This window comes from Rahnella victoriana (assembly GCF_021276285.1).
Taxonomy (GTDB): Bacteria; Pseudomonadota; Gammaproteobacteria; order Enterobacterales; family Enterobacteriaceae; genus Rahnella; species Rahnella victoriana.
Genome location: NZ_CP089920.1, coordinates 609,147 through 622,090, shown reverse-complemented (window position 1 = coordinate 622,090; position 12,944 = coordinate 609,147). Strand labels below are relative to the sequence as shown.

Sequence of the window (12,944 nt, the reverse complement as noted above, 5' to 3'; positions counted from 1 at the left end):
CGTCTCTCCGTTCAACAAATGGTTGCCTTTGTTGAACGGAGAGACATTATATCCTTTTAAGGTTAAAGGAATTTTATGAGTGATTCTGCATGCACATCAATCGGGCTGCTCCTGTTTCCGGCTCTTACTCAGCTTGATCTTACCGGCCCTTATGAAGTTTTCGTAAGAGCGCCAAACACAAAGGTTCATCTCATCTGGAAAAACCTGGACCTCGTGGTTTCTGATCGTGGTATGGCTATACAGCCAACAACCACATTCAACGCATGTCCCGAACTGGATGTCATTTGTATCCCGGGTGGTCCAGGGCAGATTGACCTGATGGAGGACGAAGAAGTCCTTTCGTTTATCCGGACTCAAAGTCAACATGCAAAGCTGGTGACTTCGGTATGCACCGGGTCGCTTGTGTTGGGCGCAGCAGGGCTTCTGAAGGGATACAAAGCCACTACGCACTGGGCATCTCTGGATCAGCTCGCTTTGTTAGGTGCCGAGCCAGTAAGTGAGCGTGTAGTTCGTGACCGAAACCGTATAACTGGCGCAGGTGTGACTTCAGGTATCGATTTTGCTCTCAACGTCGTGTCAGAAATCTACGGATGTGATATCGCTCAGAATATTCAGCTGCATATGGAATACGACCCCGCACCTCCCTTTACCTGTGGCTCACCCCGCACGGCCTCTGAAGAACAGCTAAAAAAAGCACAGGAACAGGCTGCGCCATTTATTGAAAAAAGGCGGCAGGCAACTTTAAAAGCAGCAGCCAGACTTCAGAAATAAGGGCATAGCGGAAAAAGGTTATTTTCCTCTTCATTTTTCAACTTTTGCTTTTGGCTGTGAGTTCAACCGATGGATGCAACACACTGATTGAACCGCTCAGCAGATTATTCAGCAAGGCATAAATAGCGGTGAGTTTAAAATAAAGAATGCTGAGATTGCAGCAGGAGTTGTACGTGATGCGGTAACCCTATTTGTCCATCCTGCATGAGTTGCTGAAGCGTCTCGTGCAGGTCTGAATAGGGAACGTCCACTGAAATACGTAATGAAAACGTTGATTATAGTTTTTACTCAGGGTTTAACTTATTGAATTTTCCGGGGTAATCGGGATAGCTTTTGAGTCAAAAAACCCAAGCTAAGACAGTAGCCCTGGGCTTCTGGCGAGATAATCGTCAAATTTACAGACCCAGCTCCGACAGACCCGGATGGTCATCCGGGCGACGCCCCAGGGGCCAGTGAAACTTGCGGTCACCTTCTTTGATAGGCATGTCATTGATACAGGCGAAGCGACGGTGCATCAGGCCATCTGCTTCAAACTCCCAGTTTTCATTCCCGTAAGAACGAAACCAATTACCTGAGTCGTCACGCCATTCATAAGCGTAGCGAACAGCAATGCGGTTGCTACCGAACGTCCACAACTCTTTAATGAGACGATACTCAAGTTCTTTGTTCCACTTACGTGTGAGGAATTCTTTGGCTTCTTCACGATTATTGGCAAACTCTGTTCGGTTACGCCATTTGGTCTCCATTGAGTACGCCAGCGATACTTTTTCGGCATCGCGGCTGTTCCAGCCATCTTCAGCGAGCCGAACTTTCTCAGTCGCCGATTCGTAAGTGAAAGGTGGAAGTGGCTGGCGAGTGTGTGTATCGGACATGGTAAAGCCTCCCGTAGAATTGGATATATAAATAGAAACAGTTGTGTTACTCAGGACTTAAGGAGAGACCTGTTCCAGCAAACGTTCCGCAACTTCCCTTGCACTGTCGGCGGCGCTGCTATCGCCCATCACATAGGCTATGGTGATTGCGCCCTCTATCAGAATCAGCAACTGTTTGGCCAGAACGACAGGTTGCTCAATGTTTAATTGCTCCGTGAGATCGAGCGTGTAATCCAGCAATTTTTGTTTATGCAGCTTTGCTATCTGACGAATGGGGTCGTTATGATCACCAACTTCTCCGGCTGTATTTATAAAAGCACAACCACGAAAGCCTTCTGAATCAAACCAGCCCCTGAGCACACTGAACATATTCAAAATGCGCTTCTGAGGAGTATCACCTTTATCAGATTCAGTTCTGAACCAGTGCATCCAGCGTTCATCACGTTCATTCAACGCGGCGGCTGCCACGTCATCCTTGTTCGCGAAATAGCGATAAATACTTTTCCTTGCTACGCCTGAGGTCTTGACCAGAAGGTCCATGCCTGTGGCATGAATTCCATTCCGATAAATCAATTGCTCAGCGGTAGTCAGGATTTTTTCGCGGGTATCTGTTGGCTTCTTGTTCATGAGATGAAGGTAGAACGATCGTTCTTCATGGTCAACAGTTTTCTTAAAAACAGGTATAAAAATGAAAAATACAGTCTTTGGGGGTTAAAGAACGGGTACCCATTTATGAATAAAGCGTGATTTGAAAATGTACCCTTTTGGCACAAAACTGCCCTGGCACCAGATAGGGCAGTATTGAGCGAGGAGCAGACCGTCACCAGAGGCTTGATTCCAGCAGCCCTGGATGGGCTATAAACTGCCGATAGCGCGCAACCGCTGCACTTATGCAACAGGTCATTGGTTCAGGAATGTTCAGAGACGACGAACAGACGTATAGCTTCATCAGCAATATCAGAGGAAAGAGAGGTGGATTGAGGGGCATCCGGATCGATCAGACCGGGAGTGATCAAAGGCAACGAAATTGCTGAAATCATCAAAGCAAAAGTCAGTGAGGGTTGATGACTTCTGATGATGCCTTTCTCCATCGCCAGTCTGATGACAGGCAGGCAGCTGTCACGAAACGGCGTAACCAGATGCAGGAGAAGGTATTCAAGCCGTTCGTCGCCCCTCGCCGCCTCGTTCAGCAGCAGCGAGGGAAACTCTGGAATTTCCACGCTGATAGCGGTCAGGTGACGGATAAACCGGCGAAACCCTTCGGCAGGATTGATACTGAACGAGTGTTCAATTGCACTGATTTCTTCAAGATGATGCCGTTGCTTATCCAGCAGATGTTCAAGAACCGCATTCCAGAGATCGGATTTTGAACCGAAAAGGCGCGCCACCAGAGCCATATCCACACCGGCTTCAGCTGCGATTTTTCGTAAAGATGTGCCGTCATAACCGTTTCGGGAAAAAAAACGTGTAGCGACGGGAAGAAGCGCTTCCCGCCCTGAAACTGCCCCGCCGGGGCGGCGCCCCCGTACTGAAGGTCTGTTGTCTTGTGAGCTCATGTGATTCCATTTTTGATAAGCACCGGACCGGACCGGTGCTTTTTACTGATCAAAATACCATGCCCATTTTACTCACAACCGGGATCTGAAGATAACTGTCATATTTTCCACCAAAATGAATGATATGCCGGCCTGCATTCCGGCTCACCGGGGTAGCTACCTGCTGTTCACTGACAAATGGCAGAAGCGTTGACGCCGGACCGCCGAGGTAAATACGTTTAATTTTCTCACCTGGCATAAAGGTTCCTCCGGAAGCTGGCAGTTCAATGACGGCAGAGCCAAACCCCATGTCAATACTTGTGGGTATTGGGCGGTGAGCGGCAATGGTCAGCACCAGTTTTTCACCTGCATGATAAAGCATGCTCATCGGCCAGATACCTATTTCCACAGGTACAATCTCCCCAGCGTGCAGCTTCTCTTCACGGATGTGCGTGTGGAACGGCTCTGTTTCAGTTGACAGCGTGGGATCAAGCGCACGCTGGGAAACCCTCAGTAGACCTGATGCGACCACCGGTCCTTTCACGCCTTCTCCCAGCAGGCGTTCAAACGGTTTTCCGTCTTTACTTCGTTTCTCAACGCCAATCTCAAGCTCCATATCATCAGCCCCCTGGGCTTCCACCCAGAGCTTCAGTTTCATGTAGCCTGTGAGCTCTGTATCCTGCGTGAAGGTAAAGTGAAGCTCCGTTTTTCCTTCACCGGAAACGTCATAGGACAGAGACGCCGGTATGTTCTGACCCAGAGGGCTGAGCTGCGCGCCGGAAGTAATAAACATTTTTTTCAGCTGAGTATGGGGCAGTGGCCAGCTGTCTTCAGTCCGGTCAACAATATCTGTACCGCCATCATCCAGAACGCAGATACGCACGCGGGGGGTGTTTTCCCAGCCGTTTTTTTGGCCCTTGAGATAATGGTCAAAAAACGCCAGAAGTTCCTGCGAATAGGCGGGCGTATAAAAATCCAGCCATTCGTTTGTGTTATTAACCCGCAGCCATTTTTCTTCTGAAGCTATCTGACGGTAACCGGCAAACGATCCGTGGGTATGAGCGTGATTGGTATAGCTTGCGACAACGTACGCCGGGATGCTGATACGCTCAAGCTTTACCTTTTTGTCTTCCCAGTAGCCATCCATCAGCTGTTTTTCCATAATCATCCGGGGCTGATCTTCGACAAGGTTCTCGCCGGCGAAAGATTTCAGTATGACTTCAGGAAATGCCGGCGCAGGTATTCCTCCGCGATTACCCGTTTCTCTGAAATGATCGACAAACCCTTCCCAGGGCGCGATAGCCGTGAGATGGGGAGGCTGCTCGGCTGCAATAAACCACTGCGAGACGGCAAGCCAGGAGTTCCCCGCCATACCCACTTTTCCACTTGACCATGACTGCTGCGCGGCCCATTCAATAAAATCATAACCGTCTTCAGCCAGCTGCCGCCCCCAGTAAGAGATATCACCTTCAGATTTATAAGCCCCACGTGGATCTGGATTCAGAATAACGTAACCTTCATTGACCCAGAAGGCCGGATCGGGGCCTTCAAACTTCTGAAGTTCTGAGACCCACTCCAGCGGCACGCCGGAGCGCTCGTGTATATCATCCAGCCACTGACCGCCTATCTCTTTTCCATAGGGACTCCATGCTACCAGAGCCGGGTATTTTCCTTCCGCTACCGGCCGAAAAACATCCGTATAAATGGTTGTTCCATCACGCATTTTAAGAGCCACGTCCTGCTCAAAGATGATGTCGCAGGGCAGTGGTTTTGCCCCTTCACGCCGGACGGTCCCTTTTTTGAGCAGAGTCGTGCCCGGAGCAAAACCGGGATAGCGAGCGCGGGGAGCATTAAGAGGCAGCGGACGCCGATACCAGACAGGATAAGCGCTGTCGCCATAAATTTTTGTATTTTGCACGATACGATTCCCGTTTGTACTGCCGCTCTGAGCAAATGCCAGTCGCGGCAACATCATATGTGTCACGGCCATTCCCACTGCACCCGCCAGTAGCGAGCGTCGTGAAACTTCCAGGCCAGCTGGTTTCATTTTATTCATCACACTCCCCATAAATCATCAGTTGATGATTTAATTTTAAAGCGCATTGTCTACAAGTCAATCTGCTTGGTGCCGGAACACGACGAGACCGCATTTTGTGCAAAAAAAAAGCCAGCTTCCGCTGGCCTGACTTGTTAAATCTCTATGACAATTTTACCCGTGTGCTTACCGGCAAGCTGATGCCGGAATGCGTCCTGCAGCTCCCCGAGCGGCAAAACTTTATCAATAACGGGACGTACATCAGAGGCTTCAAAAGCGCGGATCATCTCTTTCTGATGTTCACGACTTCCAACGGTGATGCCCCGGACGGTTAGCTGCTTGCCCATTATTGCCGCCGTAGGGACTTCTCCGGCAATGCCGGTAAATACGCCAATAAGCGTAATCTGGCCGCCTATGCGCGCTGCGGCAATTGACTGAGCCAGCGTGCCGGGGCCGCCAATTTCAATGACATGATCAACCCCCCGTCCACCGGTGAGCTCGAAGACTTTTTTACCCCAATGCGGCTCTTTACGGTAATTAACTACACCGGCAACACCCTGATCACGCAGCCAGGCCATTTTTTCTTCAGAGGAAGACGTGCCCCAGACCCGGGCTCCGGTCATTTTTGCCAGCTGCAGGGCAAAAACGGATACGCCCCCGGTGCCCAGAATAAGAACATCTTCCCCCGGGCGCAGATTGCCTTCGGTAATCAAAGCCCGCCAGGCCGTCAGTGCTGCGGTAGGGAGCGTTGACGCCTCGGCATGCGTCCATCCTGCGGGGGAATGCGTGAAGAAACGGGCGGGACGGACAACGTATTCCGTGGCATAGCCATCAATGCCGTCTCCGGGCGTTCGGCTGAAACCGGCGAGTGGGCACTCTCCTTTGTCCCAATCCGGAAAAAATGTTGATACCACCGCATCCCCGGGTTGAAAATCTGTGACGCCTTCTCCGACGCTTTCGATGGTTCCAGCGCCGTCAGACATCAGGATACGACCCGCCTGCGCGGGCAGGATACCCGCAGCGACGTTGTAATCGTGAAAGTTAAGCGAGACATTATGAATGCGGACGCGTATTTCACCTTTGCCTGGCTGGCCCGGATCGGTAACGTCTGTAAAGGCGATATTATCTACGCCCGCTTCATTGCCAAGGAGTACAGCTTTCATCGTGAAGGTTTTCCCCGTATCCGATAGAGTAAACTATGACTTTAGCCTTCTTTAACGTCCAGGATAAGTACCTACAAAAATGTCTGTATTCTCTGAATCTGCTGATGTAAAAAAAAATGTGCTGGCGACCCGGTTACGCAACGGAGAAACATTTGATGCGACGTGTCCTTCCAGAAGGCTGCTCAGTCACCTGACAAGCCGGTGGGGAACCCTGACGCTGATAACTCTCATGGATGGTACTCATCGTTTTGGGGAGCTGAAACGTAAAATGGGCGGAATTACCGACAGGATGTTGATAAAAACGCTGCAGGAACTCGAAAGCGCGTCTCTGGTCCACAGAAAGGTTTATCCCGTTTTACCGCCTCATACTGAATATGCGCTCACCGCTCCGGGACGGGAGGCTGCGGCACATATTGAAAGGCTGACCGACTGGATCAGTAACCACATTGACGGCACATGAAGCCGGACGGTGAGTTATGTATAGGGTGCGACTCTGGCCGGCGCGCGAAATTTTATAAACACTGAAAATAACGCACCGATTACCGCAGCGGATAAAAATACGGTTGAAGTGGTACCCGGAAGATAAGCCATGAACGCGGACAAAAACTGCCCAAGAAAGATAGCCATTGATAGCCGTGCCAGATTTCTTCCGCGCACAGCGTTACTGCTGAGTTCGACAATAAGGTGATTTACCAGGGGAACGGAAAAACCGAATCCCAGTCCCAGTGCGATTCCCCCGGGGATAAGGAAAGGCATGGAAGTCGCAAAAGCAAAGATCAGATGAGCAAGCGCGTAAAAGCCGAAAGCAATGGATAAGGTTGAAAAATCACTGTAACGGCTTACCAGCTTGGGCATCAGCCAGGCCCCACAGACGGCAACCAGAGAAACAAATGAGAGAAAATATCCCGTCTGAGACTCGGTGTTTCCCATTTTGTGCAGGTGCAGGGGTAAGACAACAATGGCGGTAAAGAAGACAATCATGGACATCAGCGCGGCTGCCCAGGTCATCAGAACGGCTGGTGAAGTGGCACCGTGGCTGACATCCGTTTTAATCTGTTCAGACTCCGCTCTGTTGTCAGGTCGCGGAACAAACATCAGTACCATCAGCAGCATCAGCCAGGCAAATAAATAGAGCGCGAACGGCCAGCGCCACCCTGCAGCGGCAAGTAACCCACCGATAAACAGGAATATGACGCCGCCCAGCTCAATCGACATACCCTGCCGCGCAATCATCTTCATACGTTCTGGCCCATTATAAAATACTGAAATCAGACCCGTTCCTGCAGTCATGATCAGCGCCGTCGCCCCTCCCAGCAGGAAGCGATCGGCAAAGACTGTAATGTAACCGGAAAGAAATGCACCGGCTGAACCTAACAAGCCGTACAGGAAAAGCCCGAGGCACAGTGCCCTGTAAAGCCCCGCCCGTTCCATGAATTTACCGGCAAGTGGTCCAAGCAGCACCACTCCCAGAGACGGTAGGGTAACAAGCCAGCTCTCTGCACCTTTCACGTTCAGCGCATCAGAAATACTGGTCAGTCCCGGCACGATTACGCATCCCACCATAATTGTCAGGCAGGCCACGGCCAGAAGCGTAACCCCCCCAATTTTATTTATCTGTAACATAAATCGCTCCATAATGACCGATATTCGGACGATAGCGTCCGACATTCGGATATAGTATTCTGGCTTCTATCCGATGATGTCAATGCGCAAAATGTAAGTTGAAAGTAAGGAGTCTCCATGCCGGCCAAATCTGCTGATTCAGGTACAAGTGTTATCGTTCGGGCAGCTCTGCTGCTGCGGACGCTTGAAGAACATCCTCGAGGGCTGACGATCGCCGCTTTGTCGCGTTATACCGGAATGCCGCGTACGACGGTACACCGGCTGGTCAGTTCACTGGAGGCTGAAGAACTTTTACTGAGTGCGGCAGGTTTTATCCGGCTGGGTCCTGCGCTGACAAGACTTGCGGCTTCAGCGCATACGGATGTGGTTGCTCTGGCGCGTACGCCTATGGAAATGCTGGGACGCCGGACGCGGGAAACCGTCGATCTCAGCGTTATGCGTGGTGCCCATGCGCTGCTCATCAGCCAGTATGCTTCCGATCAGGAGTTGCGTGTCATTTCACCGGTTGGAACAGCCTTCCCTGGCCACTGTACTGCTCCGGGAAAAGCGCTGCTTGCCCGTCTGGAAGACGAGCAGATAGTATCGTTTTATAGCCATACGCCTGAAATCAGGACGCAAAAATCATTAAGCAGCGTGGAAGATATTCTTAATGAAGTCGCCAAAGTTCGAAAGGCGGGACATGCGGTAGATTATCAAGAACATGCGCAGGGTGTATGCGGCCTCAGCGTTCATATACAGTCTTCTCTGAGCGAGTTGTATGCTGTCTCCGTTGCCGTGCCGTCCCTGCGGTTTGAGGAAAAAAAGGAGTTTCTCATCGTATCTCTGATGAAATGCAAAGCGGAAATTGAAGCTATGATTTCAGGCTGATTATTTTATATAAGAGTGTCAGTAACGTCCGCTTATGGCACTAAGAGGACGCGCAGGCCAGGTCCGCTATGAGCGAAATTGGCACACCTTTTTATCAGCCATTTGCATTGTATATCGCTAATTCATTCGCGATAACATCGATCAGCTTTGTTACCCGACGAGGTTGAACGGGGGCTGGCGAGTAAACGATATGCAATGCAGTGGGTGAAGGGGCGTAGGCAGCCAAAACTTCGACGAGCCTGCCACAAGCAAGATCATCCTCAACATCCCAGATGGACTTTTTACACAGCCCATGTCCCTGCAATGCCCACTGTTTGATTAACTGGCCATTGTTGGTTGTCCGCTGTCCGTTAACTGAGACGGCATAGGGTGCTCCATGGTTTTGAAATGACCAAGTACGCTCGATTCCCTGCGTAAAGCGCATCATGATGCATTCGTGATTTAAGAGATCATCGGGGTGTAATGGAATGCCTTTACGGTTCAAATAATCGGGAGACCCGCAAATCAAACGACGATTTTCCCCAATCGGCCTGGCTTTGAGTGTGGTGTTCGAAAATGTTCCATAACGTATGGCGAAATCGACTCCCTGACTCACCAGATCAACAAAACTGTCGGTCAGGTTGAGATCAATGGTGACATCGGGATGACTGGCAAGGAACCGATCGAGAATGGGCACAACACGGGTTTGTCCTAAATCGACGGGCGCGGTGATTTTGATCGGGCCAGATATTTTTTGTGTTCCTGATTTGATGCGGCTTTCAAGTTCATCGGCCTCGGCCAGCAGTCGGCGTGCACCTATCGCGAAAATTCTTCCCTCTTCAGTAAGGCTTAACGAACGGGTCGTTCGCGCCAGGAATCTCGTCTCGTAATAAGACTCCAACATCATCAGACGTTCAGACACAGAAGCTGGAGAAAGTCCAAGTTCACGTCCTGCTGCTGACAGGGTGCCCTTTTCAACAATCATAAGGAACAACTTCAAATTTTCTAACATTATTCGGAATTCTCGAAATATACATTCGTTATTGCACCACTTATCAATAATTTCCGCAAGGTTTACACTCATCCTCCTTAAGAAAAAATTGAATAAGATTGGGACATGATTTGACGACACAAACGCCGCTGCACCCTGACACTGCCCCCCAAATGGCAAGCTTAAAGACGTCCACTGTCATCCTGTTTGCTTTTGCCTGCGGAGCCACTACCGCGAATGTTTATTACTCGCAATCAATCGCCGGATTGATTGCGAGTAGTATGCATCTCCCGGCGAGTCTCGCGGGGCTGATTGTCACTACCACCCAGCTTGGCTATGGCATGGGTCTGTTTTTTCTGGTTTGCCTGGCCGATTTGATTGAGAACCGTCGGTTAGTATTGATCACCACCACGGGTACTATCGTTAGCCTGATTGGCGTAGCGATCAGTTCTGGTCCCGCAGCGTTGGTGGTCACTTCGTTTTCGCTTGGAGTTTGTACCGTAGGCAGCCAGGTCCTGGTGCCGCTTGCGGTTCATCTTTCCCCGGAGCGTAAACGAGGGAAAATTATCGGCAATATCATGTTCGGATTGGTCTCTGGCATTATGCTGTCTCGCCCCTTAGCGAGTTTTTTGGCAGGCTATTGGGGATGGCGATCCATCTTTGTCTTCTCAGCGGCTTTGATGCTCGGTACCTTCGTGCTAATGATGCGCGCGTTACCGCAATGGCATCCTCAATCGAAGCGAAATTATTGGGCTACGCTGCGGTCAATGCTTAACTTACTGATAACTTCCAGAACTCTGCAACGACGGGCGGCCTATCAGGGTACGATGTTCGGCATATTTAATATGTTTTGGACTGCCGCTCCTCCCATGCTACATCTGCGTTTTGGTCTCGCCCAAGCGGGGATTGCTGCCTTTGCGCTGGCGGGAGCGGCAGGCGCACTTTCAGCTCCCGTGGCAGGTAAAGTTGCAGACCGTGGGAGGGCAAAAACCGGCACCGGTGTAGTGATCGGTTGCGCGGGTATTGCGCTACTGATGAGTGGCTGGGGGCACGCGGAAGATTCATTGATGATTTTGGTCTTTGCCGCAATAATTCTCGATGCCGCAACACAGGCAAATCAGGTCTTTGGCCAGCGTGCCATCCAGAGTCTGGATACCGGGGCGCGGGGAAGGCTAAATGCGGCTTATATGACCGTCATTTTCATTTGTGGTGCAGTGGGTTCGGCGCTGGGTTGATTTACTTTTTATCATGGCGGCTGGAGTGCGATCGCTGTGGCCGGAGCATGTTTGGCAATGGCAATTCTGCTGGTCTTTATGACTGAACTGCTCGCAAGTAAATCTGCATAAATCTTGACTCTGCTATTGTCAGCATGCTGATTTTCTATAAAAGCGCAGATTGGCTTAAAGAAAGGGTCAGCGGGTGCTCATGACAAGCTGAACGGCATTTTCCCAGCTGATTCTGAATACAGGGGCATTATCGGATGAAGGCATATCGGATACGGTATGCTCGGTAATAACTCCGCCCAGCCTTTGGTAAAAACTGGTTGCCCTGACGTTATCTTCAAAAACCCACAGGTAAAGCGGTGACTTAGCATCTTCGCCGCATACCCACTCTGCTGCATGATGGAGCAATTTTTTTCCTGCACCCTGGCCTCGCAGTGCAGAACTGACATGCAGGCTGTCAATGTACGCCCCCCATTGCGCATCCTTCTTTAGCATTACACATATAAACCCTTCAATGTTCTCTTCATTTTCTGCGACAAAGACAGCCACATCTCGGTTGCTCTGATTCAACAGAGACTGCCAGTGGGAAAAGCGCTCATTTTGCGCATGATTTTCGAGAAAATCTGAAGACATCACATTTCCATAGGTATCACGCCATCCGGCTGCGTGGAGATGTGCAATTGCCCCGGCGTCACTGTATTGCGCTTTTCTTAACTGAATCATGTATGTGCCTTGTCTGAAATCATTAAGAGGAAAAAAGCGATTATGGTCTGGCAATTAAATGAATATTTATCGTAGAAAACAAGACGTGATTACCAAATTGTCACCATTACGGGAACGTCCGCTTCTGGCACAGGGCTGATGTTGCAGCCCTGACAACTTAAATCGCTTTCCTTTGCGGGTCAGTGGGTGCCAACAAAGCCCGGCAACATTCAGGAAACATATTTGTTGAATCCGGTAAATCTCAGTGCTAAAACAAAAGAACAGTTTTTTAAGATTCGTTGTGTTTCCTGTTCCTGATACCCAACCCATAAGAGACACTCAGAAAATGATTAAGTCAGTTCATCCAGCGACAACCGTTACCACCACCGGAACTTTCGGCGGCGTGGGCGTATCTGTGACTGGCTCCTGACAAAACAGACTCTCACTCCCCGCCAAACCGGACGGGGAAGAAAACTTCTCCGTTCATGATTTACTGAATGGAGATACATCATGATTTCATCTGGAAATGCGCTTTTAGTTATCGATATGCAGCAGGGACTTTTCCGTGGCCCCGCCTCACCGTATTCTGCAGACTCGGTTCTGTCTAACATCTGCCTGATGATTGAAAAAGCGAGGCAGGCTAAGGTGCCCGTATTTTTTGCCCGCCACACCGGTCCTGATGATTCTCACTTCTCTGAGCAAAGTCCGTTAACACAACTGATACCCGAAATGAATGTGAACGCTGAGCACGACGTCGTGTTTATCAAAAAGTACCCCAACTGTTTCCGGGATACGAACCTGCAGCATCAGCTCAGCCAGCGAGGGGTTAAGGAACTGGTTATCATCGGGATGAAAACAGAATTCTGTGTGGACACTACCTGCCGGGCAGCACCGGAACTGGGATTCCGCACCGTGCTGATTTCAGATGCGCACACGACAATGGATAACAATTACCTGTCCGCAAATGAAATCATCAGCCACCACAACGTCACTCTGGCTGGCCCGTTTGTGTCGCTCGCGACAGCAAATGACTGGACCTTTCACTCTGAGAAATGAGTTGAGATTGAGAGCCGCCCATAGGGCGGCTAAGGTGCTTAAAGTCCGTTTGTGGCACGAATAAGTCTCTCAGTCCCTGGGCAGGATAAACGCCAATCCGCGACAAAAAATATGTCCAATCAAGCAA

Annotated in this window: 14 protein-coding genes; 6 read left to right on the top strand and 8 right to left on the bottom strand. The window is 50.3% G+C overall.

The window, feature by feature from the left end:
* Positions 1-75 precede the first annotated feature (75 nt).
* Both J9880_RS24115 and J9880_RS25215 read left to right on the top strand, forming a co-directional pair.
* Positions 76-771, top strand: a complete 696-nt coding sequence (locus tag J9880_RS24115; protein WP_131694134.1) for a DJ-1/PfpI family protein — start codon at positions 76-78, stop codon at positions 769-771.
* Positions 772-874: 103 nt separating this feature from the next.
* The gene (locus J9880_RS25215) at positions 875-979 is read left to right on the top strand and encodes a hypothetical protein (protein WP_165497983.1); all 105 of its coding nucleotides are present in this window, start codon (positions 875-877) and stop codon (positions 977-979) included.
* A gap of 187 nt (positions 980-1,166) precedes the next feature.
* Here the strand turns inward: J9880_RS25215 and J9880_RS24110 are convergent, their stop codons facing one another.
* From J9880_RS24110 to J9880_RS24090, 5 genes are all read right to left on the bottom strand, one after another.
* A complete protein-coding gene (locus J9880_RS24110) occupies positions 1,167-1,643 on the bottom strand; it encodes a nuclear transport factor 2 family protein (protein ID WP_095925564.1) in 477 nt (158 codons plus the stop codon).
* Between the two features lie 57 nt (positions 1,644-1,700).
* Positions 1,701-2,270 carry a TetR/AcrR family transcriptional regulator gene (locus tag J9880_RS24105; protein ID WP_095925563.1) on the bottom strand — a complete coding sequence of 190 codons (570 nt, stop codon included), beginning with the start codon at positions 2,268-2,270 and terminating at the stop codon, positions 1,701-1,703.
* Positions 2,271-2,551: 281 nt separating this feature from the next.
* Positions 2,552-3,199, bottom strand: a complete 648-nt coding sequence (locus J9880_RS25110; protein ID WP_095925562.1) for a TetR/AcrR family transcriptional regulator — start codon at positions 3,197-3,199, stop codon at positions 2,552-2,554.
* 49 nt (positions 3,200-3,248) lie between these two features.
* Entirely contained in the window at positions 3,249-5,234 is a 1,986-nt protein-coding gene (locus J9880_RS24095; protein WP_232770631.1) for a CocE/NonD family hydrolase, read from the bottom strand.
* A gap of 134 nt (positions 5,235-5,368) precedes the next feature.
* Positions 5,369-6,376, bottom strand: coding sequence for a zinc-dependent alcohol dehydrogenase family protein (locus J9880_RS24090; protein ID WP_095925561.1), 1,008 nt, complete (start codon positions 6,374-6,376; stop codon positions 5,369-5,371).
* Positions 6,377-6,455: 79 nt separating this feature from the next.
* On the opposite strand from J9880_RS24090, the gene J9880_RS24085 reads away from it, so the two are divergent.
* Positions 6,456-6,836, top strand: coding sequence for a winged helix-turn-helix transcriptional regulator (locus J9880_RS24085; protein WP_095925560.1), 381 nt, complete (start codon positions 6,456-6,458; stop codon positions 6,834-6,836).
* Positions 6,837-6,850: 14 nt separating this feature from the next.
* On the opposite strand, the gene J9880_RS24080 is transcribed toward J9880_RS24085, so the two are convergent.
* The gene (locus J9880_RS24080; RefSeq protein ID WP_095925559.1) at positions 6,851-7,999 is read right to left on the bottom strand and encodes an MFS transporter; all 1,149 of its coding nucleotides are present in this window, start codon (positions 7,997-7,999) and stop codon (positions 6,851-6,853) included.
* Between the two features lie 117 nt (positions 8,000-8,116).
* Between J9880_RS24080 and J9880_RS24075 the strand changes: the two genes are divergently transcribed.
* Positions 8,117-8,866 carry an IclR family transcriptional regulator gene (locus J9880_RS24075; protein ID WP_232770630.1) on the top strand — a complete coding sequence of 250 codons (750 nt, stop codon included), beginning with the start codon at positions 8,117-8,119 and terminating at the stop codon, positions 8,864-8,866.
* 94 nt (positions 8,867-8,960) lie between these two features.
* Here J9880_RS24075 and J9880_RS24070 read toward each other — a convergent pair whose 3' ends face one another.
* Positions 8,961-9,857 (bottom strand): LysR family transcriptional regulator, encoded by an 897-nt coding sequence (locus J9880_RS24070; protein WP_195817969.1) that lies wholly within the window; start codon positions 9,855-9,857, stop codon positions 8,961-8,963.
* A gap of 152 nt (positions 9,858-10,009) precedes the next feature.
* Between J9880_RS24070 and J9880_RS24065 the strand changes: the two genes are divergently transcribed.
* Complete coding sequence (locus tag J9880_RS24065; RefSeq protein WP_232770629.1) at positions 10,010-11,071, top strand: MFS transporter; 1,062 nt, start codon at positions 10,010-10,012, stop codon at positions 11,069-11,071.
* 177 nt (positions 11,072-11,248) lie between these two features.
* Here J9880_RS24065 and J9880_RS24060 read toward each other — a convergent pair whose 3' ends face one another.
* Positions 11,249-11,782, bottom strand: a complete 534-nt coding sequence (locus J9880_RS24060; RefSeq protein ID WP_232770628.1) for a GNAT family N-acetyltransferase — start codon at positions 11,780-11,782, stop codon at positions 11,249-11,251.
* A 489-nt stretch (positions 11,783-12,271) separates the two neighbouring features.
* On the opposite strand from J9880_RS24060, the gene J9880_RS24055 reads away from it, so the two are divergent.
* Entirely contained in the window at positions 12,272-12,817 is a 546-nt protein-coding gene (locus J9880_RS24055) for a cysteine hydrolase family protein (protein ID WP_232770627.1), read from the top strand.
* The last annotated feature ends 127 nt before the right edge of the window (positions 12,818-12,944 follow it).

Bases quoted from the DNA above. Each gene is read 5' to 3' on its own strand.
- J9880_RS24115 (WP_131694134.1), top strand. From the start codon at position 76: ATGAGTGATTCTGCATGCACATCAATCGGGCTGCTCCTGTTTCCGGCT.
- J9880_RS24110 (WP_095925564.1), bottom strand. From the start codon at position 1,643: ATGTCCGATACACACACTCGCCAGCCACTTCCACCTTTCACTTACGAA.
- J9880_RS24105 (WP_095925563.1), bottom strand. From the start codon at position 2,270: ATGAACAAGAAGCCAACAGATACCCGCGAAAAAATCCTGACTACCGCT.
- J9880_RS25110 (WP_095925562.1), bottom strand. From the start codon at position 3,199: ATGAGCTCACAAGACAACAGACCTTCAGTACGGGGGCGCCGCCCCGGC.
- J9880_RS24095 (WP_232770631.1), bottom strand. From the start codon at position 5,234: ATGAATAAAATGAAACCAGCTGGCCTGGAAGTTTCACGACGCTCGCTA.
- J9880_RS24090 (WP_095925561.1), bottom strand. From the start codon at position 6,376: ATGAAAGCTGTACTCCTTGGCAATGAAGCGGGCGTAGATAATATCGCC.
- J9880_RS24085 (WP_095925560.1), top strand. From the start codon at position 6,456: ATGTCTGTATTCTCTGAATCTGCTGATGTAAAAAAAAATGTGCTGGCG.
- J9880_RS24080 (WP_095925559.1), bottom strand. From the start codon at position 7,999: ATGTTACAGATAAATAAAATTGGGGGGGTTACGCTTCTGGCCGTGGCC.
- J9880_RS24075 (WP_232770630.1), top strand. From the start codon at position 8,117: ATGCCGGCCAAATCTGCTGATTCAGGTACAAGTGTTATCGTTCGGGCA.
- J9880_RS24070 (WP_195817969.1), bottom strand. From the start codon at position 9,857: ATGTTAGAAAATTTGAAGTTGTTCCTTATGATTGTTGAAAAGGGCACC.
- J9880_RS24065 (WP_232770629.1), top strand. From the start codon at position 10,010: ATGGCAAGCTTAAAGACGTCCACTGTCATCCTGTTTGCTTTTGCCTGC.
- J9880_RS24060 (WP_232770628.1), bottom strand. From the start codon at position 11,782: ATGATTCAGTTAAGAAAAGCGCAATACAGTGACGCCGGGGCAATTGCA.
- J9880_RS24055 (WP_232770627.1), top strand. From the start codon at position 12,272: ATGATTTCATCTGGAAATGCGCTTTTAGTTATCGATATGCAGCAGGGA.